Origin of the sequence: Wolbachia endosymbiont of Zygogramma bicolorata (assembly GCF_051130665.1) — a bacterium.
Lineage (GTDB): Bacteria > Pseudomonadota > Alphaproteobacteria > Rickettsiales > Anaplasmataceae > Wolbachia.
Window position 1 is genome coordinate 861913 of the sequence record NZ_CP149530.1, and the last position, 20552, is coordinate 882464.

Here is a 20552-nt window from a genome sequence, read left to right on the forward strand (position 1 = left end):
TAAATTTTTGGGGAACTTCTGTTACCCGGCGTTCCCTGAACCGTGCTTATAGCAATGAAGTTATAGTGCTTAAATTAAGCAGCTATTGCATCATTGTCTTCAGCAGCAAAATTATCGTTTGCATTTAAATTATGAACTCTTAGCGGTGGTGTCTAACCGAGCAAAACTACCATCTTTACTATGCATGTCGATCCTTATTCGCCCCCATATAAATTAAAAATATGGTGGAGGCGCCGAGTACTGCCCTCGGGTCCAATACACCTATTACAGGGTGATTTTATTGCTATAGTACACAAAATGTACATAGCTATTATATAGCAACATTAAATAAATTTCAAGATATTATGACCTTAAGTTGATTTATTGCTAAGACAAAATTAAGATTTCCAGTAAAAAATTCTGTGACCTTACCCAGAAAAAGTGGAGAGAAAGTTAAGAAAATTTTTTACAAAAAGAATAATGAATCACAATGTTCAGGAATGCAATAATTAATAGCAGAATGCCTACGCTGTTTTTTGTAAAAATTTCTATGTATTCAAATATAGCAGTTCTAGCTTGTTGAACAGAGTGCTTAGGTGTACAGTTCCAAAGTGTGATGGTATGATATATAAGAAATTGCCATCGAAGGAGGAATTATGGTTACACCTTTACAACTTTGTTATATCACGCAAAAAGACTCAAAACTCTCAAAACCTTATGAATTTATATGTAACCAGTGGACACAAGCATCCTGAATTATTTATACTAAATCCATACCATCACACTTTGGACCTAGTTCCTTATTCATTCTCACAATCCGTGAACGGTTACAAATACTGGAGTTTACCCTTTTTCTTGTTATTTTTTTAATCTATAGTTAGCATTCAAAACCATATTCGAAAAGTATCTCATATATTTCCAGATTTTTTCAATGCTGTTTATTTCATCCTCAACATTGTCTCTACCTTTATGAACTAATACCAATTCCTAAAAATAAATAGAGGAATAAAGAAAAATTTCTAAAATAGAATAATTTAAGAATTAGTGGGGAGTTATGGCAGGAAAAAGTAAAGCAATAGGAGAAGAATTATATAATAAGTGTAACCTGGAATTAAAGAAGCACGGCATAAGAGGAGAGATAGGAAGAAGATTACAGGCAATAATATCTGCAAAAGAATATGGAATAACAAAAGTTGCTCAAATATACCGAATTACTAGAACTACATTGATGAAGTGGATTACAAGATTTAAGGAAGGAGGAGTCAATGCGTTTAAAATACAACCAGGACGTGGAGTAAAGCCGAAGTTGAGCTACAAGCAGCAAGAAGAAATTAAAAATGTCATAGCAGAAGAAGGAGCCAACCTAACGGCTAAGAAATTAAAAATCATAATTGAGAAAATGTTTTCTATTGAGGTAAGTAAGTCTACAGCACATAGACTGATGCAAAAGTTAGGTTTTTCGTATATTACTCCAAGGCCTGTGCACAATAAACAGGATAAAAATAAACAAGAAGAGTTTAAAAAAAAATCTTAATGAAACTATTGTCACGTATCCCGAAAAAGAGCTATTTTTCTTCGATGAGTCGCGGTTTGGCACACATTCAAAGATTGGACACGGGTGGTTTAAAAAAGGCATTAGGACACAGGTTAAGGTAAAATTAGGTAGGCAAAACTTTTATCTCTATAGTGCAGTTAATCCTAGAAATCGAGAGAGTTCTAGCTTATTCGTACCAAACGTCAATACTGATTGTATGAATATATTCCTTGAGCAGATGTCACAATATTTAGGAACAAGGGAGGCATTTCTTGTTGTGGATTGTGCAGGATGGCATAGATCCAAAGGTTTAAAAATACCACAAAATATTACCTTAATCTATTTACCTCCATATTCACCAGAGTTAAATCCAGTAGAGCGTTTATGGCAATATTTGAAAGACAATCTCATTAAAAATAGAATATATGACTCTGTTAGTTTATTGGAGGATACTGTATGTGCATTCATTCGTAATATTACGGAAAGTTCGATCAAAACCATTTGTTCTGTGAGTTATTTGCCTACTTATTTATGAGATTTGGTATAAGTTACAATTTAGCAGCATTAAAAATTATAACGTATTCCTACCTCCAGAGTTGCATCTGGTATTTGTAATGCTTTTATACCACTTAGTTGCCCGCCTGCAGCAATACCAACTGCACCAACTATCTGTGGAGCAATTTCATAATCAACACCGACCTTCAGTTTATAGGAAATAGAACCCAGTATTTTATCTACTACAGATGCCTCCTCTGCAGCATCTCCAGTAACCTCACCTGCACTCGAAGTAGTGGTAGCTCCTGGATCTTGAGGTTTTGAATCTTTGCTTTTACCACCTTCACCAAAGCCAAAAGGTATTACTTGTAAGTATCCTCCTAAACCTCCACTGACATATAGTTTAACGGGATCAATATCAAGGTCAGGGTAATAACGATAATTTGCCAATAAGCTAGCCCCTATTTTCCTTGTATCCTTATTAGCAATATCACTCATGTTAGCAAGAACCTCAAGTTCAAACTTAGAGTTTTTGTCATGATGATAACCAAAAACAACGCTAGGTTTCATTACAAAGCCACCACCCCATCCAGCACCAAAGTTTAAACCTGCATAGTACTGATCTTCTGACTTACTTGCACTATTATTAGCTGCACCTGCTAGAGATGAAGTAAGCAACACAGCCAAAACGCATAATCTCTTCATTTTCATATAACTCCTCATACAAAAAAATATATAATGCATAAGTATATATCCTTTATATTAAAAAAGATATAACCGCATGTCAAAAAAAGTATACCTACAAAGTAAAGGATGTGCTACTCGGATGTATCCGTTCAGCAGAACGGCAAAATAGGTAGACAAGCTAACGTATTTGTTAAGTTATGTGTAAACAGGAGGTTATGAGAAACTTGTAATAAAGTTGTATAACATAGCTGTTCATAGAGCTCACCCAAATCGGGCATATGCATTTGCAAAAGCCTGCAATCACTTTGCAAAAACCGATAAATTAGATGCAAAACTGTTGGAAAAATATGCTGAATTCATCGCAAAAAACGATGGGGTAAAAGACTTACTATTACCCACAAATAAAAACATAGTATTGTATTTACTCAAATAATTTAATTTTATTAACCTGAAAGCTTATTGGATTAAAATTATTAAACTAAGAGTTATAATTTTAGCAACTAAAAGCTGTAAATTGCACCATATAAACAGTTATTTCAAGCAAAAGTTATGCCATTAAGAGCTATGCAACAAACATTTATATTTGTGGGTAATAGTAAGATCTAAATCCGATAGAGCATTGTTGGCACACCATCAAAAGTCGCCTCAGACCTCTAATGCATCAATGTACAGACTTACACCTTTTAGTTGGTAATACCATTTTAGACGTTTATCATTCGTTTTAGAAAATACTATAGAATCCAGAAAAAAACATGCCTAGACGAGCTATTTGAATGACATTAGTTGTTAGTTACGCAACTTTCATAACAGCTTTGCTATGACATTTGTTTACTGTTATGTCTGTAAGATACCCTACTATACCACCTAATGCTGCACCTGCAATTCCTAATAATACAGCAGTTGCAATTACTCCGATAGCAATAATCTCAGGTATAATTCCTATTGCAACTAGTGTAGCTCCTACAGCACCAAATAATAATGCTAAGCCTATAACTCTTGGGGAAATTCCTGAAGCTTGTTTTTGTGGAGAATGATGATTCTTATTATCTGTTATAGGTGGCTGAGCACTTTGCTTTTCCACTGTATGTAAGTTATTGTTAGTTGCTTTTTCTTTGTGTTCATTAAATAATTTTACAAGCTTACTTTTCTTCTTAAAGTTGGCCCAAAATGATGCACTGGCGTTTGACTCCCCCTTTTTTTCTTGACCACAAAATTTAGGGTCAGCGCCTGCCTTCAATAGTAATTTTGCAATTTCAATATCATTATCATTATCAGTTTCCACACTATCACGGTAAGCAATAAATTGTAACATCTTACTTTTTTGCCTATTAGATGCATACAGTAAAAGCATTTCTACTGTACTCTGACTATATTTTATAATATCGTTGATAATTAAATTTTCTTCTATACCTACACCAATTTCAGCACCGTGTTCAAACAGTACCTTAACAACATCATCTTGTCTGTTTTGTAGAGCATGATACAGCGGTGTATATTGAGATACACTACATGTATTAGGATCTGCTCCATGCTTTAGAAGCATACTTATGACATCAAGATTACCTAGATTACATGCAATATGTAAAGGGGTGCCCATAACTTCCATCAAAATATTAACATCTATTGCGTTAAGTTGTGAGCATGGCTCGACACTGCTATTATGAGCTGATATTGAATTGTTAGCGCTATACTTTGATAAAACTTCTTCAAGTAGCTCTATCCAACCTGATTCAAAATTGCTGCAGGAATTTTGTACAATGTAGTGCAATATTGACTTCCCAGTCCATAAATCAAACATTCTGGTTTGTGAATTGATATTTTTGACTTTTTCTAACAAAATTTTTGTCTTGGCTAGATCTTTATCATCAAGAGCCTTAAATAAATCAACCTCTTCTTCACTTAGATGTGAGCCGTAGCGTTCTCTAAGAAGTTCTTTTGCCCAGTTTTTACAATATTCAGCCACGTTGTTAATCCAATCATCATTAGGCTGTTGGCTAACGAATTCTTCAGTTATCTCGCCTATTGATATTTTATATGCTACTGATATTTCTTTAAACTTTTCTGTTGCTGTCTTTTGCTCTTCTTGGCTTTTACCTGACCATTTGTCGGGATGCCATTGCAATGCAAGCTTGTGATATGCCTTCTTAATCTTTTCTGTGCTTGCACTCTCTGACAATCCTAATACTTTGAATGCCTCTTTACGTGTTTTTGGAATAATACTCACCCCCCAATCAAATTAATTTAGTATAATGCTATACCAGTTTAATCCACAAAAGTCAAACGAATATTTTCAAAACAGTGCTAAACTTAGGCTGCTATGACAAGAACAGTTGATGTATTACTACCACTTCCAATTGATCAGTTATTTTCGTATGCAATTGAGGAAAATACTGAGATTTTACTTGGAGATTACGTAGTGGTGCCATTTGGCAAAAAACGCTTGATCGGAATAGTTTGGAAATATAGTGACAAGAGTGGTCGAGCATTAAAATTTATTGAGCAAAAAATCGATTTACCAAATATTAGACCAAAATTGATCGCATTTGCAGAGTGGGTTGCGCAGTATAACTTAATACCTATTGGTATGCTTGCCAAAGTGATAATGGGAGGAGTGCTAAAAGTAAACCAAATAGACAAATTGATTTGTGCTAAGCAGAAGCAGGAAAAAAGTGAAATAAGTTGCCAATTAAGCCCTGAACAGCAGGTAGCTAGTGATGAAATAATAAGCAATTTGAACGAATATTCAGTGACTTTGCTTGACGGTGAGACAGGATCTGGAAAAACGGAAGTTTACTTATCCGCAATTGCAAAATTGGTAGAAACTGTAAACAGTGCACAAATTTTAATCCTCCTACCTGAGATTGTTTTAACTTCACAATTGGTAAATCGTGTTCGCGGTCAGATATCAAAAAACTTAGTTGAATGGCACTCAGGGCTCACTCCAAAAACTCGCCGGAATAATTGGCTCAATATAGCAAGTGGAAATGCGCAGATAATTATTGGTGCACGGTCAGCGCTTTTTTTGCCTTATAAAAACCTAAAATTGATTATCATTGATGAAGAGCACGACTCATCTTTTAAACAAGAACAGGGAATTATATATAATGCTCGAGATATGGCGATAATCTTAGCCAAATTTGAAAATATTCCGATTATTTTATCATCAGCAACTCCACTGCTTGAAACGATTCATCATGTTAAAAGCGGGAATTACAATCATGTAAAGCTAACCAAGCGATTCGGTGGTGCAGAATTGCCACTCATTAAAGTAGTAGATATGAGGAACAACAAGCAATGGATCTCCTCTGAGCTTTTTGAAAGCATCAAACAAACCATAGAGAAAAAACAGCAGGTTATGCTCTTTTTAAACCGCCGAGGGTATGCACAACTGGCAGTTTGTAAAAAGTGTGGATATAAAATTTCCTGCTTAAATTGTGCTGTTTGGCTTACATATCACAAGAAAAAAAATGCTCTTTTGTGCCATCATTGCTCTTATCAATTAAAACTCCCAGAAAAATGCTCTGATTGCCAGAGTGAACAGTCATTTTCCCTTTATGGCGTAGGAATTGAAAGGTTACTTGAAGAAATGGTGAAATTAATACCAAACGCAAAAACTGCGATGATAAGCAGCGATCAGAAGTCGGTTAGTAACGTAATTGACTTGGTACTGAAAGAAGAGGTGAACATTATAATCGGCACACAAATAATTGCTAAGGGGCACAATTTTCCTAAATTAACTTTGGTTGGAGTAATGAATGCAGATTTGAGTCTCGAAAATTCTGATTTAAGAGCAGCAGAAAAGACGTATCAATTGTTGCACCAAGTTGCAGGCAGGTCAGGAAGGTTCAATGAAAAAGGAATGGTAATAGTGCAAACCAATAATCCTGAAAGTTCAATAATAAAAGCATTGCTACATCAAAAAAGGGACTCATTTTATGAAATTGAACTTAAGTCAAGACACGAAGCCAAAATGCCACCATTTAGCAGATTAATAGCGCTTATAATTTGTGGTAAGAATCAGATTGCGACACAAAAAGCAGCGAATGAAATAGTAAAATCTCTTCTCCGTCATCCAAGTAGCTCAACTACTTGTATTCAGGAAAAAAATGTAAGTGCAGACAAAAAGGAATTTGAAATTCTTGGTCCATCACCAGCAGCAATAAATTTCTTAAATAATAAGTATCGGTATAGGGTGTTGCTAAAAATACACAATAAGCACAGTCTATCCATACAAAAAAAGCTGAAATATTGGATTAAAAATTGTAACTTGAATTCGAGTATTGCAGTGATAATAGATGTTGATCCTGTGAGTTTTTTTTAACGAGTTTATTGTATCCGTTAAGCCTTCTTGCCAATTACCACAACATTCTCACTGGGAAAAAAATAATCAGGTACAACCATATTTTTTGGTGCAGGACCCCCAATTACTCGGCCTGATGTGTCATAATATGAACCGTGGCAAGGGCAGAACCAACCGTTACCATCTTTTGTAGCGTGATCAATCGGCACACACCCAAGATGTGTACATATTCCAAGCATAATTAACCATTCGTCTTTTCCTTCGTATACTCTCTGCTCATCTAATTGAGGATCCCTCAAGCTCTTCACATTCACAGCTCTTGCAGCCTCAATTTCTTGCTTTGTGCGTCTACGAATGAATACTGGTTTACCTTGCCACTTTACTTTTACTCCGTGTCCTTCCTGAATTCCAGACAAATTCACCTCCACTGTGGAAGTTGCTAAAACTTCAGCAGAAGGATTCATAGACTTAACCAGTGGCCAAAGTCCACTTGCAGCTCCTATACCTGCCATAGCGCATGTAGTTAATGTTATAAAATCTCTCCTACTCTTATTTTTAGTAAGATCTTTAACAGGAGGTGTTTTTTTATCCTCTTTGTTTGCCAGTGGTTTTTTATTTTTAGTTAAATTTTTGTCCATTGATCTCTACTTAGCCATAAGTATATATTTTAAATTAAATACTGCGTATTAATCAACAAAAACTTGCGCTTTTTGTTTAACCTGTACTACAGTTGAGAAGAGATAGAATTTTCAACTTCAGAAATACTATCTTCAGTGGAATCAGGATCTTCAATTTTCGCTACTGACACCACCTTTTCTCTACTCTCTGTTTTAAACAGAGTGACTCCTTGAGTGCTACGTCCTGCAATTCTGATATCATTTACTGAAATACGAATTAACTTTCCTTTATCTGTAATAAGCATGATATTATCACCCTGCTCAACTGGAAAACTAGCAACAACATTACCGTTTCTGTTGGTAGTAAGAATATTGGTGATACCAACACCACCCCTGTTAGTTATTCTATACTCATACGCAGAAGTTCTTTTACCAAAGCCATTTTCGGTAATAGTTAATATAAATTCCTCATTCACTGCAAGTTTTAAGAACAATTCGTTATCTATTCCTAAATCATTCAAAGTCTTTTCCAATTTAGAATCAATGGAGTTATTAATTGCAGTCCCCAGTCTTTTTGCAAGTGGAACTTTTAAGTAAAGTTCTTTTGTTTCTGTTGCTACACCTATCCCATTTAATATGGTCATGGATATCACGCTGTCATTCTTTGCAAGTTTGATACCTCTTACGCCATCTGAATTGCGACTTTTAAATTGACGCACATCACTTACAACAAATCTGATACTTTTGCCGAATCTTGTTGAAAGAAAAACATGATCAATTTCATTGCATACTTTAACTGATATTAACTTATCTCCTTCATCGAGCTTGATTGCTATTTTTCCATTGCTTGGAATATAGTGAAAATCCGCTAAAGAGTTGCGCCTTATGTTCCCATGAGCAGTAGCAAAAACTATGTTTTGATTTTCGTCATTTTCACTTGGTAATGGCATTATATTAGTTATAGTTTCACCATCGCTAAGCGGGAATATATTAACAAGTGCTCTTCCACGTGCAGTTGGCTCTGCAAGAGGTAACTTATAAACTTTTAATCTATAAACTCGGCCAATATTAGAAAAGAATAAAAGGCTAGTGTGGGTATTCCCAACAAATAATTTTGTGGTTACATCCTCTTCTTTTAATCCTTGTCCTAGCTTTCCTTTTCCACCACGACGCTGAGTTCTATAATGAGAAAGCTTCACACGCTTGATATAACCATTCATAGTTACGGTTATCACCATATCCTCTTGTGGAATTAGATCTTCAGCTTCAATGTCCGTATCTGATTCCTCTATTGAAGTTTTTCGCGGCACAGCAAATCTGTTCTTTATTTCTTGTAGATTGTTTTTTATTTCTTTCATCAACTTCTCTCCTGAGCCAAGAAAAGCGATATATTCTTTTATCAGGTTGATCATTGAACTTAGCTCAGCTTCTAATTTGTCTTTTTCAAGGCCTGTTAAACGTTGCAATTTCATGTCAAGAATAGCTTTCGTTTGCAGCTCAGTTAATCTATACACTCCGTCTTTCAAAAAGCTTGTGCTGTCTGAGATTAATCCAATAATTGTGTTTATCTCAGCTGAAGTTTTCCATTCTTTATTTAAAAGTTCTCTACTTGCTTCCGCAGGATCTTTTGCACCACGGATGATTTTTATCACTTCATCTATGCTCAAGACCGCAATGTAGAGCCCTATATATATATGAGCTTTTTCCCTCGTTTTTCTTAGACGAAATTCTGTTCTCCTGATTAATACTTCTTTTCTAAAATCAACAAAAGCAGCTATGATTTCTTTTAATGACATCAAAGCAGGCCTGTTGTTGAGGACTAAAGTGTTAACACTAAAACTACTTCTTAGTGGAGTTAGTCCCAATATTTGATTAAGTATAAAACTTGCTTCAGCATTTCTTCTGAGGTCAATTACTACTCTAATACCAGACTTATCAGACTCATCCCTAATTTCTGTTATGCCATCAATTCTTTTTTCTTTTACAAGCTCACCTATCTTCTCAATTAATTTTACTTTATTTACCTGGTAAGGTATTTCATCAATCACTATTGCTTGCCTATCTTGTGGCAGGTCTTCCATGTGAGTCTTGCCTTGCACAACAATTGATCCACGACCCGTTGCAAATGCTGATCTTATTCCAGACCTTCCAAGAATCGTTCCCCCAGTTGGGAAATCCGGCCCTGGCATCACTTCAAGTAACTCATCCAAAGTAACTTCAGGATTATCTATATATAACATACAAGCATCTATTATTTCTCCAAGGTTGTGAGAAGGAATATTGGTTGCCATACCAACTGCAACACCGCTTGCACCATTTACCAATAGATTCGGAAATTCTGCAGGCAGTACAACAGGCTCTGTTTCATTTCCATCATAGTTTGGCCTAAAATCAACTGTATCTTCGTCAATATCATTTAGTAAGAAGTGCGACACTTTGTGAAGCCTTGCTTCTGTATATCGCATCGAAGCGGGTGGATCTCCGTCTATCGAACCAAAGTTACCTTGTCCATCAACAAGTGGTAAAAGAAGAGAGAAATCTTGGGCCATTCTAACCAAGGAATCGTAAATAGCTGCATCACCATGTGGGTGATATTTCCCCATTACATCCCCTACTATACGAGCCGCCTTTTTATATGGCTTACCAGCATCGTATCCAGCCCTTGACATTGCATATAATATGCGCCTATGAACAGGTTTAAATCCATCTCGCACGTCAGGTATAGCCCGGCTTATGATAACGCTCATTGCGTAGGAAAGATAAGAATCTTCCAGCTCTTTTACTATTGAGATTGGTACTATATTATCCTGCATTTTCTATATTTTGATTGAAGTAATTAATAATATTAACATTCAGTTAAGCAAATGGGCAATGACAGACTTGAACTGCCGACCTCCTCGGTGTAAACGAGATGCTCTACCAGCTGAGCTAATTGCCCCTTTAGATGTAATTCTATAGCTCAATATTATTATTGTAAACAAAAATAGCGATAAATTAGATTTAGGTAAGCTATAAGCTTTTATGAAATCTTTGGGTGCGTGCTGTGGAGTTTTATAAATTTTAGTCTTGCTGTCACTTTGTATAAAGGTATTTTTTCACTCACATCTTTCGAAGTTGTAGCCATGTTCAACAACTTTAAGTAGAATATTGTAGCATTTTTAAAATCTGAAAGTTTATCTAGAATAACAGCTAAATTATAGGTATAAAAAATATTGTTTTCATCAAGGGAAATAGCAGTTGTCATATACTCTTTACCTTTTACATAATCCTCCTTTTTCATATAAATCAGACCTAAATTTGCTAATAAAGGAGCATAATTTTTATGTATATCATACAATTTCAACATTTCACTCAACGCCAGATCAGGATCATATTGTGAGATTATCGTCAGAAAATTTTTTAATATGTAAGGGTTACTAGGGTATTCTTTTAACAGTCTTGTGTAAATCTCTACAGCTTTTTTGTATTCTTTATTAGCGTAATAAATATTTCCCAATCCAATTAAAGCATTTTTATGATAAGGAAACTTTGTGATGATCTGATTAAGGAGAGAAATAGCTGTTTCATTATCTCCTGACTCAAAGGAATCTTTTGCTTTTTTTAAAGTAGAGTATATGTCAAAACTCTTGCCAGAATTCTGCGCAATTTTGATATTAAATTTGTCACTTTTTCTCTCAATAACATCAAGATCTTTATACTTTTTATCAGCTTTTATATGCTTGACAACACTATCAAAGGCCTTCTGTATCTCCAAATTTTCACTAGCATAGGTAACAGAAGACCTCCATAAAATCACAACGCAAATTAACATGCAGACAAACATAGATCCTAGTGTTGTGGCATTGGCTGCAGCGTGTAACCAGTAAACCTTATTTCTTTGAGCTATGCGTAACACATTACAAATTCATAAATGCTAAATTACCTATCTCATACAATAATAAAGATATTATTAATTAGCGATGCTGCGTAGAATGCACTTATCTTTTGTCTTCCATATTTCGCTCTATTAGACTTCTTGCATAACCCAAACTTAAGTAGAAAAAAGGCAAATAGTTATTATAGCTCTAAGTTTACCGACGATAAGAACCGTCATTCAAGTAGCTCCTCCCTGCCATCTAAGTAGCCTTCTTCTCCTGTCATCCCAGCACCTTCTTCCTGTTATCTGAGTAGCTGACACTGTACGAACATTGTCTATCAGGAAGGTGTCATGCAAGTAGCTGACACTGGTTCTTTTATGACGGTGTCATTCTAGTCTGGAATCCAGGAAACTTAATTGCAAGTAATGCATTGGGTTTGGTGAGTATAAAAGTGTTGTGTTATGGCTAACGCTGGCTAGGTTTTCCTGCATCATACCGCCGCGGTATCTCTAGATCCCGCTAACAAGCAGCGGGATGACGGTTGTCAGGGTGTCATTCCAGCGCCCCTATAATGTCATCCCAGTGCTCCTATAATGTCATCCCAGTGCGTGACACTGGGATCTCATTTCACTCTATAATAGCAGTGCTCCTTTCTTGTCATCCCAGTACTGATTAGCTATAAAATTTAAGAAGATATTTAAGAAATTTACCAAGCGGAAAAAAAGGCAAAAGAAGCCCCGTGGTGCGAGTTTTGACTCTATATTACTGTAAGTGGCGCTGTAATAATGTGCTAACGCTTAAAATAAGCGCGATTTGGCTGAATGTAGAAAAAATTTAAAAGACATGCAGCCGCTATAATTTTATGTAATCCGCCAAAAAATACCCTAAGTTTTTTACTGAATTTTGTCATTGAGCCTGCAGGTCAAAAACAAGTTTTGAGTCAGAAATACCCTTAATACTACAATAAGGGGGCTGGCGGAGTTTGTCAAGCAAGTTTTTTTTCTACTGAATGACAGTTGTGGCTTGGGAGGTAGTGCAAGAAGTCTATTTCCACAAAAATGCTTCAATTTATCTTAACATTTTGTCAACTACCTTTATAGGAATGACAATTTAAAAGGGCATTTTTACATATTCCATATGGCTGCCAGTTGCACCCCTCACATGCGTAATCAAATTTCTTTAAAGACATTTTCTCTCTAATCTTTTTTACCGCCTCATTCCAAGTTAAAGTCTCGCCAATTTTTATTCCTAAAATTTCCATATGCCTTCTATCTAGCTCTAAAACTTTAGCTTGTGTGGTGCATTTACCTTGTTTAATCTGGTTTGGGCAAGCACTACAAATACTATCAAGATTGCCAACTACTTTGATTTGAGTGTTAGGATTACTAATTACTTTGCTTGCTATCTTTTTATAATTTTCTACAAAACCCTGAGAATACCCATATCCCCGAAACGCGAGGGTGCACATGAAATGATGAGGACGAAACCTTATCACTTTTTCAAATATTGCAAAGCTGCTACAAGTAGAAAAATTTTTATCAAACCAGGAAGGATAAATGGTAAAACACCCACCATTATTGCTTGTTCCAGACCCAAGTAAACAGCAAGCCAACTAACACCACAAATAAAGATTATAGCTGTGCCAACTATACAACTAAAAGAATTGCGCGCGAGTAATTCACATTTAAGGCTTAAGAGTTCATTTACTTCACCCATCACTATGACAGCAGCTAAAAAGCCAATTAAATATCCACCTGTTGGTCCGAGAAAGATGTGATAACCACCAGAAAAATTCGCAAAAACAGGAAATCCTGCTGCACCAAGTGATAGATATGTAAGCACAGAATAGAATGCTGTTCTGCGGTTAAATTTAAGCCCAATAAGCATTACTCCTAAAGTTTGCAATGTGATAGGCACAGGCTGCAATGGTACGCTTATTTGAGCCATCAAGAATAAAAGTAAAACGCAAGACAATATTTCAGCCAGTGTTGATCTGCTGCTAGATTGTGTTATAAACATACCTTCCCAATAAAAATAACTTATTAAATGTAATATATGTGTATAAGAGGTTTTGCAATTTAAATTTTGCTCATATTGTGCTACAATGAATTATTTATGCACTATTAAATTAAAAATGATGAGTAAACAAGATCTATTATCGTTGATGAAAGCAAGACACAGCGGACGTTCATACGATACTACAAGAGCAATATCTCAGGAAGACATGGATATTTTAATGGAAGCTGTAAGGCTGACTCCCTCATGTTTTGGTGATGAACCTTGGAGATATGTGATATGCAACAAACAGAACAATCAAAGCGCATGGGAAAAGCTGCTAAATTGTCTTGATGAATCTAATCAAAAATGGGCAAAAGATGCACAAGTGTTAATCATATCTTTAAGTGCTAAAAACTTCCGTAAACGAGGTAAAGGAGAAAATCTTTGGGCTAGTCATGATACTGGTGCAGCAAATTATGCACTTATGCTACAGGCTGCATCTGTGAACTTAATGGCTCATCAAATGGGTGGATTTGATAGAGATAAAATAGTAGAAAGATTCAACATATCCGATGATTTTAATGTAATGTCAGTGATAGCGGTTGGTTACGAAGAAGAGGGCGCTGAAACAAGTAAGAAAAAAAGAAGACCAATAGAAGAAATATTTTTTTATGATGAGTGGCCAAGGTCCTAAAAATTTTATCAAGATGCACGGTACTGGCAATAATTTTGTTATCATAGACTCACGTTCAACAAACAATTTAGACTGGAACTATAGACAAATTGCTGATCAAAGCAGTTGTGATCAAGTGATAATTATAACAATGTCTAATGCTGCAGACTGCTTTATACATATCTATAATGCTGATGGTAGTCGAGCTGAAATGTGCGGAAACGCAGCACGCTGTGTTGGATATTTGATAATGTCAAAAAAAGGTACTGAGTATATCACTATTGAGCTGGTAAACAAACGCATTTTAGAGTGTTTTAAAGTTGGTGATAAATCCATAAAGGTTAACATGGGTAAACCTTTGCTAAAATGGCATGAAATTCCCTTGTCTACTGAGTGTGACACTCTTCACTTACCTATAGAGCTTGAAATGCTAAAAGATCCTGTTGCAGTAAATATTGGTAACCCTCATATAGTTTTTTTTGTTGATAACATAAGTGAAATACCATTGCGAAATTTAGGACCAAAGCTAGAAAATCACGTACTATTTCCTCAGAAAATTAATATTAGTATTGCACAAGTTGAAAAGTCTGGAGAAATAGCTTTAAGAGTTTGGGAAAGAGGTACAGGCATTACTGCATCATGCGGTAGTGCAGCCTGTGCAGCACTTGTTGCATCCACACTACGTGGATATCTGACTGCCCAACAGACTTCAGTAGATTTACCAGGAGGTAAGTTATTAATCGAATGGGCAAATAACGTATTCATGACCGGTGATATAGGATTTTTGTGATAATTGTTTTCACAATGCAAAACTACTTGACAAACTCCGCCAGCGCCCTTATCATGGTATTGAAGGTATTCAGTTATCTTCATCTGTGCAGATTAAACAGCAAGAAAACAACGTGGTTGGCGTCTTATTTTTAATTTTTTGCACCATGTGCACCTTATGTCTTCACAATATTTCTAGGTTTTTACCTACACAAGCTGAAACGCGCTTATAAGTCGTTTAAGACAGTATAGTACGCCAATTTGCAGGATTAGAGAGTGACAACTAGCTAACACGGGGTTTCTTTTGCCTTTTTTTCTGCTTAGTAAATTTCTTAAACATTTGAACTAAGGTGAGCTGCACTTAAAAGCAGCTAAATTGCAGTGTTTAAGACTTAAAAAAACGCTAATACAGAAAATAGACAATGACCAGGTCCTCTTTTGCCTTTTTTTTCGTTTGGTAAATTTCTTAATGTTTATAGCTAAAGCAGTTTAAGAGACCGAAAATGGTCAGCGCTCTTTTTTTTGTCATCCAAGTAGCCTCCTATGATGTCATTCCAGTGCTCCTTTCTCGTCATCCCAGTGCCCAGACACTGGGATCCAGCTAAGTTAGTGAGTGTAAACAGTAGCCAACCTTACGTTAAAACACAACGTTCTTGATGAGATTGCATAAAAACTGGATTCCTTACATCATAGAGGCACTGCCATTATAGAGTGAAATGAGATCCCAGTGTCTGGGCACTGGGATTACAAAAAAGAGGCACTGGGATGACATCATAGGGGCGCTGGGATGACACCCTGACAATCGTCATCCCGCTGCTTGTTAGCGGGATCTGCTGAGATACCGTGGCGGCATGACGCAGAGCTCACGTTAGCTATACTTTTATACTCACCAACTCAGTATCCAATCTGGATCCCAGTGGGCTTTGTTGCATAGCAGCAGAAAAACTAGTGATTACTGACTAAATTCATTATAAAATGACGATTTAAGGATAAATATGCCACAAAAAATGAGAGTCAGTAACCATAGAGAATATAACAAATTTCTAGAAAAAAGAGGAAATATTTTTCATTATATCAACGAAGCCATAGAAAATTGGTATGAAATTGGGCCAAAAATGTAGGGTGGCAACAATATTTACAGCAACAAAGTGGTAATTTTGATACATATAATAACCCATCTATTCAGAATAGGTTTGAGTGGGATTTTTAGAGGGATACATTGAACAAATAGGAAAAAATTTGCAGCTATTCACAAGCATCAAAAGAAACTTGATATTAAGATCAATGATTGCAGAGTTGATAAAAATAACATGGAAGATATCGAAATTGCTATAGACAGTACAGGAATTAGTATATACAACAACACACAGCAAAGAGAATAGCAAAGATAGAGAGTACCGCGGCTATAAACAAGTAAGAAAATTGCACATAATGTTGAGCAAACAAGTCATAGCTACAAAATACAGTAATGGCGTTTACTCTGATCACTATGGAGCATTGGGGAAATTTGATGTTAAATATGCTATAAAAGCTCTATAAGCTGTGTAATCAATATGGCATAAAAACGAAAATTCCTCCGAAAAACAACGCAGCAGAGCATCCAAAATTGGATTATATGCTTGATAGAAATGCCGCTATTCAGTTAATGAAATTACATGGTGAGAATGGTATAAAAAGATGGAAAGAAGAAGTAAATTACGGAAAAAGATCGTATATTGAAGGATTTTTCTCAAGGTTGAAGCGAATATTTGGGTTTAGTTTTAAGAATAAATCTGAGACAAATAGAGAGAAGGAACTGCTTATTAAATGCTACTTAATGAACAAATTTACTGCAATTGGTATGCCTAAATTTGAAATAGTCGCATAAAATTATTTACTCTGGAAAAAACTTACGTTGCTATGCAACAAAGTCCACTGGGATCTAGAAAAAAGAAATGTGGATTCCAGTGTCAAGGCACTGGAATAACACCACTTATACCAATTCCTAAAAATAAATAGAGGAATAAAGAAAAATTTCTAAAATAGAATAATTTAAGAATTAGTGGGGAGTTATGGCAGGAAAAAGTAAAGCAATAGGAGAAGAATTATATAATAAGTGTAACCTGGAATTAAAGAAGCACGGCATAAGAGGAGAGATAGGAAGAAGATTACAGGCAATAATATCTGCAAAAGAATATGGAATAACAAAAGTTGCTCAAATATACCGAATTACTAGAACTACATTGATGAAGTGGATTACAAGATTTAAGGAAGGAGGAGTCAATGCGTTTAAAATACAACCAGGACGTGGAGTAAAGCCGAAGTTGAGCTACAAGCAGCAAGAAGAAATTAAAAATGTCATAGCAGAAGAAGGAGCCAACCTAACGGCTAAGAAATTAAAAATCATAATTGAGAAAATGTTTTCTATTGAGGTAAGTAAGTCTACAGCACATAGACTGATGCAAAAGTTAGGTTTTTCGTATATTACTCCAAGGCCTGTGCACAATAAACAGGATAAAAATAAACAAGAAGAGTTTAAAAAAAAATCTTAATGAAACTATTGTCACGTATCCCGAAAAAGAGCTATTTTTCTTCGATGAGTCGCGGTTTGGCACACATTCAAAGATTGGACACGGGTGGTTTAAAAAAGGCATTAGGACACAGGTTAAGGTAAAATTAGGTAGGCAAAACTTTTATCTCTATAGTGCAGTTAATCCTAGAAATCGAGAGAGTTCTAGCTTATTCGTACCAAACGTCAATACTGATTGTATGAATATATTCCTTGAGCAGATGTCACAATATTTAGGAACAAGGGAGGCATTTCTTGTTGTGGATTGTGCAGGATGGCATAGATCCAAAGGTTTAAAAATACCACAAAATATTACCTTAATCTATTTACCTCCATATTCACCAGAGTTAAATCCAGTAGAGCGTTTATGGCAATATTTGAAAGACAATCTCATTAAAAATAGAATATATGACTCTGTTAGTTTATTGGAGGATACTGTATGTGCATTCATTCGTAATATTATGGAAAGTTCGATCAAAACCATTTGTTCTGTGAGTTATTTGCCTACTTATTTATGAGATTTGGTATTAGAGCAAGAGAGGTTAATAAAACTACTCCAAAAATAACAGAAACCAGAAAGTAAGTTGGCATTAATGTTGGGTTAAAAGTAGCAATAAAGCTTAAATCGTTAAGGGTTATTACCATTGCAGTTATGTAGGCTAGAGAAAATTGAAGCCAAGTGTTCACAACTGCTATAGGTAGGGTATTATTTACAGAATATTTTTTTGCTGCATGCCATGCTTTAGGGAGAAAACCAATGGCATCATTTATTCTGGCTACATTATGATCATGAGTTAGGTTGAGGTTTAAAGAATTTCCTTCTTGAGTACCTAAATACATAAATTTCCTTACATTTAAATTTAATTAATTATTGTTAACAACACTTTAAAATCAAGCTTTTTAACTTATGCCAAGGCCGGTTAGAGCGCACTGTATTAATCTTTACGTAACGATTTGTTAACCAAATTGAATGTGTGCCATATGTTTTTAGATTGGTGTATTTAATAGTTCTAGTATTACAAACTGAATAGTCGAATTCACTTAATTGAATTATTAAATCAACTTTATCACAATTTTCTGAAATATCTTCTTTTTTATAAGCAAGCAGTACTGATTTATTATTTCCTTTATTATATATACAGCCATAATCGTTGCACTTTAGTCTTTTATCTGGATTGCTATATTTTGTATGATTCAAAATTTGGTTCTGCCCATTTTGTTTCGCCCATGTTTTGACAACAAAGTTCCTATTTTTTCTGGTGAGAGAATATAGTAAGTTATCACTCTCCTTTGCAGCAACATTATCAGCATTTATTAGGATGTCGGGGGTTTGATATGCGTTGCTAAAGCAAATACCTAGTACAATAAAGAAAATTCCGAAGAAACGCCAATTTCTTTCCCACAAGCACAGCCACAATAAACCAAGTGTTATGATAATAATTGATGAGGCAGGAAAAGTACGAATGGGAATAACCAAATACTGAAGACTAGCGATTGCATTTGTTATATACAAGATACTGTCAATTGGGCGCTCTATAAATGGCGCTATAATCCATTCAATACCTAAAGGAATCAATAAGACATAAATTATTCCAAGTGGAATAATAATTAATGTAACTATTGGTATAGCAACTAAATTTGTGATAATACCACTAATTGAAAAATAATTAAAATTGTATATCGTGTACGGAACAGTTGCTAAACTTGCTATTACTGAGCTGATCATTATCGACACAAAATATTTCATTATTTTTATTTTGAACAATTTATTAGCATTAATTTGATAACTGGCAACCAGTGCCAAAACCGCAGAAAATGACATCTGAAAGCCTGGCTTTAAAATTGCTTCTGGTTCTACTGAGAGTATCACTGCAGCAGCAAACGCAATTGCTATTAACCCTCGATATTTTCTCTCTATCATTATTGCAACGAGTACTAAAATCACCATGATGTAGGCACGCTGAGCAGAAATTTGCATACCGGTAATCAACAAATAAAACGTGGTTGGCAAGATAGTAAGGAATGCAGATATTTTCTTGGTGTTATACTTAAGAGTCAAAGTTTCAGATATTGCGAATAAATTACGAAACACTATAAAAAACAGGCCAGCAACAAATGATAAATGCAAACCAGATATGGCAAACAAATGTGCTATACCTGAATCTCTTATCGCATCCGTAGTTTTTTGGTCTATTCCGTCCTTTTTGCCGATTAGTAATGCAGAAATTATGTCTGCATGTGGTTTTTTAATATTTTGCTGCAGGTTTTCATAAATGTATTGACGGAAAGATTCTATATATTCTTGAAATTTCCTTGCTTCAGCCTTTTTGTGCAAAGCTATTTTGCTTGTTGCAAAACCTGTTGCACTTATTTTCTGATAATATGCTATTCTTGCAAAATCATATGCATGCTCCGAGGGCGCAATCTTTAGAGGGAAGAGTTTTGCTGATAATTTTACTTGATCGCCTATTTTAATGCCTTTTTCCACTTTGGTTCTAACTGATATTCTGATGTTATCTAGAGCTCTATCCGGTGTCATTCCAGCGCGTAACGCTGGAATCCATATCTTTTTTTTCTGGATCCCAGTATCAAGTACTGGGATGACAAAAGGGGGTGCTGGGATGACAGGAGAGGATTTTGAGATAGTAGAGACAGAAAGCAGAAATTGTTTGTATGAGCCCCTGTCATTAATGTCCTTCACTGTGGCAATTATATCTTTTACGTATCTCTCTTTATCAAGAATTTGAGTATCAACTAAAGCTATTCTTAATTTACTAGCTGTAAATCCTATGAGCACTGCAATTAAAGCAATGCATAGTATTGTGTACCTTTTGTGCAGTATCGCAATCAGAGTTAGTGTAGGTGGAAGCAAAAGAAAAATAGATATAGTGAAAATGCAGCTTGGTTCAAAACTTAGGGAAAAATAGGTTAAAATCCCTACACACTGACACACAGGAAACCACAGTATCAAGTTATATTTTTCATTACGTAGGTTATGACGTATATAGCTAACTATTATGTCAAAAAAAGTTAATAAATATACTAATATACGACCCATAGCGGATTTTATCCTTGTATATCCTATAATTGCAAGTA

Annotated in this window: 14 protein-coding genes, 1 tRNA gene, 1 other RNA gene and 4 pseudogenes; 8 read left to right on the forward strand and 12 right to left on the reverse strand. The window is 35.3% G+C overall.

Annotation, left to right across the window (positions count from 1 at the left end):
* Window positions 1–6 precede the first annotated feature (6 nt).
* Window positions 7–342: a transfer-messenger RNA gene (ssrA, locus tag WKH12_RS04080) on the reverse strand.
* 103 nt (window positions 343–445) lie between these two features.
* A pseudogene (locus WKH12_RS04085) lies at window positions 446–579 on the reverse strand (IS3 family transposase); the annotation flags it as partial.
* A gap of 85 nt (window positions 580–664) precedes the next feature.
* Here WKH12_RS04085 and WKH12_RS04090 point away from each other — a divergent pair.
* Window positions 665–849 (forward strand): annotated as a pseudogene (locus WKH12_RS04090) (hypothetical protein); the annotation flags it as partial.
* A gap of 184 nt (window positions 850–1033) precedes the next feature.
* A protein-coding gene (locus WKH12_RS04095) for an IS630 family transposase (protein WP_434732009.1) occupies window positions 1034–2048 on the forward strand; the annotation gives its coding sequence in 2 pieces (ribosomal slippage) (window positions 1034–1498 and window positions 1500–2048; 1014 coding nt in all).
* Window positions 2049–2077: 29 nt separating this feature from the next.
* Here the strand turns inward: WKH12_RS04095 and WKH12_RS04100 are convergent.
* A complete protein-coding gene (locus WKH12_RS04100; protein WP_434732074.1) occupies window positions 2078–2719 on the reverse strand; it encodes a hypothetical protein in 642 nt (213 codons plus the stop codon).
* A gap of 156 nt (window positions 2720–2875) precedes the next feature.
* Here WKH12_RS04100 and WKH12_RS04105 point away from each other — a divergent pair.
* Window positions 2876–3089: pseudogene (locus WKH12_RS04105) on the forward strand (IS110 family transposase); the annotation flags it as partial.
* A gap of 396 nt (window positions 3090–3485) precedes the next feature.
* On the opposite strand, the gene WKH12_RS04110 reads toward WKH12_RS04105, so the two are convergent.
* Window positions 3486–4919, reverse strand: coding sequence for an ankyrin repeat domain-containing protein (locus WKH12_RS04110; protein WP_434732075.1), 1434 nt, complete (start codon window positions 4917–4919; stop codon window positions 3486–3488).
* Window positions 4920–5012: 93 nt separating this feature from the next.
* Here WKH12_RS04110 and priA point away from each other — a divergent pair, with 93 nt between their 5' ends.
* On the forward strand, window positions 5013–7016 hold the full coding sequence (gene priA, locus WKH12_RS04115; protein ID WP_434732076.1) for a replication restart helicase PriA: 2004 nt from the start codon (window positions 5013–5015) through the stop codon (window positions 7014–7016).
* A gap of 17 nt (window positions 7017–7033) precedes the next feature.
* On the opposite strand, the gene petA is transcribed toward priA, so the two are convergent.
* The 6 genes from petA to WKH12_RS04145 all read right to left on the reverse strand — a co-directional run bounded on the left by petA (window position 7034) and on the right by WKH12_RS04145 (window position 13488).
* Window positions 7034–7633, reverse strand: a complete 600-nt coding sequence (gene petA / locus WKH12_RS04120) for a ubiquinol-cytochrome c reductase iron-sulfur subunit (RefSeq protein WP_264731315.1) — start codon at window positions 7631–7633, stop codon at window positions 7034–7036.
* An 86-nt stretch (window positions 7634–7719) separates the two neighbouring features.
* Window positions 7720–10425: a DNA gyrase subunit A gene (gene gyrA, locus WKH12_RS04125; protein ID WP_264687870.1), complete on the reverse strand. Its 2706-nt coding sequence runs from the start codon at window positions 10423–10425 to the stop codon at window positions 7720–7722.
* Window positions 10426–10477: 52 nt separating this feature from the next.
* A tRNA-Val gene (locus tag WKH12_RS04130) sits at window positions 10478–10550 on the reverse strand.
* 81 nt (window positions 10551–10631) lie between these two features.
* Complete coding sequence (locus WKH12_RS04135) at window positions 10632–11507, reverse strand: tetratricopeptide repeat protein (protein WP_253309898.1); 876 nt, start codon at window positions 11505–11507, stop codon at window positions 10632–10634.
* Between the two features lie 1046 nt (window positions 11508–12553).
* Complete coding sequence (locus tag WKH12_RS04140) at window positions 12554–12964, reverse strand: DUF1284 domain-containing protein (protein ID WP_434732077.1); 411 nt, start codon at window positions 12962–12964, stop codon at window positions 12554–12556.
* On the reverse strand, window positions 12961–13488 hold the full coding sequence (locus WKH12_RS04145) for a biotin transporter BioY (protein WP_434732078.1): 528 nt from the start codon (window positions 13486–13488) through the stop codon (window positions 12961–12963). Before WKH12_RS04145 ends, WKH12_RS04140 begins: the two co-directional genes overlap by 4 nt.
* Before the next feature lie 85 nt (window positions 13489–13573).
* Between WKH12_RS04145 and WKH12_RS04150 the strand changes: the two genes are divergently transcribed.
* From WKH12_RS04150 to WKH12_RS04165, 4 genes and pseudogenes are all read left to right on the forward strand, one after another.
* Window positions 13574–14161 carry a nitroreductase family protein gene (locus WKH12_RS04150; RefSeq protein ID WP_253309888.1) on the forward strand — a complete coding sequence of 196 codons (588 nt, stop codon included), beginning with the start codon at window positions 13574–13576 and terminating at the stop codon, window positions 14159–14161.
* Window positions 14142–14930 carry a diaminopimelate epimerase gene (gene dapF, locus WKH12_RS04155; RefSeq protein ID WP_434732651.1) on the forward strand — a complete coding sequence of 263 codons (789 nt, stop codon included), beginning with the start codon at window positions 14142–14144 and terminating at the stop codon, window positions 14928–14930. Before WKH12_RS04150 ends, dapF begins: the two co-directional genes overlap by 20 nt.
* A 973-nt stretch (window positions 14931–15903) precedes the next feature.
* Window positions 15904–16775, forward strand: a pseudogene (locus tag WKH12_RS04160) (IS5 family transposase).
* Between the two features lie 184 nt (window positions 16776–16959).
* Window positions 16960–17974 (forward strand): IS630 family transposase gene (locus WKH12_RS04165; protein ID WP_434732079.1). Its coding sequence is split into 2 segments (ribosomal slippage): window positions 16960–17424 and window positions 17426–17974, totalling 1014 coding nucleotides; the frame shifts between segments, so codons are not numbered across the junction.
* Here the strand turns inward: WKH12_RS04165 and WKH12_RS04170 are convergent.
* Both WKH12_RS04170 and WKH12_RS04175 read right to left on the reverse strand, forming a co-directional pair.
* Window positions 17961–18296 (reverse strand): hypothetical protein, encoded by a 336-nt coding sequence (locus tag WKH12_RS04170; RefSeq protein ID WP_434732080.1) that lies wholly within the window; start codon window positions 18294–18296, stop codon window positions 17961–17963. The genes WKH12_RS04165 and WKH12_RS04170 overlap by 14 nt on opposite strands.
* A 34-nt stretch (window positions 18297–18330) precedes the next feature.
* Window positions 18331–20514: a ComEC/Rec2 family competence protein gene (locus WKH12_RS04175; protein WP_434732081.1), complete on the reverse strand. Its 2184-nt coding sequence runs from the start codon at window positions 20512–20514 to the stop codon at window positions 18331–18333.
* Window positions 20515–20552: the final 38 nt, after the last annotated feature.

Coding starts and splice junctions, on each gene's coding strand:
- WKH12_RS04100 (WP_434732074.1), bottom strand. CDS start 2,719: ATGAAAATGAAGAGATTATGCGTTTTGGCTGTGTTGCTTACTTCATCT.
- priA (WP_434732076.1), top strand. CDS start 5,013: ATGACAAGAACAGTTGATGTATTACTACCACTTCCAATTGATCAGTTA.
- petA (WP_264731315.1), bottom strand. CDS start 7,633: ATGGACAAAAATTTAACTAAAAATAAAAAACCACTGGCAAACAAAGAG.
- gyrA (WP_264687870.1), bottom strand. CDS start 10,425: ATGCAGGATAATATAGTACCAATCTCAATAGTAAAAGAGCTGGAAGAT.
- WKH12_RS04145 (WP_434732078.1), bottom strand. CDS start 13,488: ATGTTTATAACACAATCTAGCAGCAGATCAACACTGGCTGAAATATTG.
- WKH12_RS04150 (WP_253309888.1), top strand. CDS start 13,574: ATGAATTATTTATGCACTATTAAATTAAAAATGATGAGTAAACAAGAT.
- dapF (WP_434732651.1), top strand. CDS start 14,142: ATGAGTGGCCAAGGTCCTAAAAATTTTATCAAGATGCACGGTACTGGC.
- WKH12_RS04170 (WP_434732080.1), bottom strand. CDS start 18,296: ATGTATTTAGGTACTCAAGAAGGAAATTCTTTAAACCTCAACCTAACT.
- WKH12_RS04175 (WP_434732081.1), bottom strand. CDS start 20,514: ATGGGTCGTATATTAGTATATTTATTAACTTTTTTTGACATAATAGTT.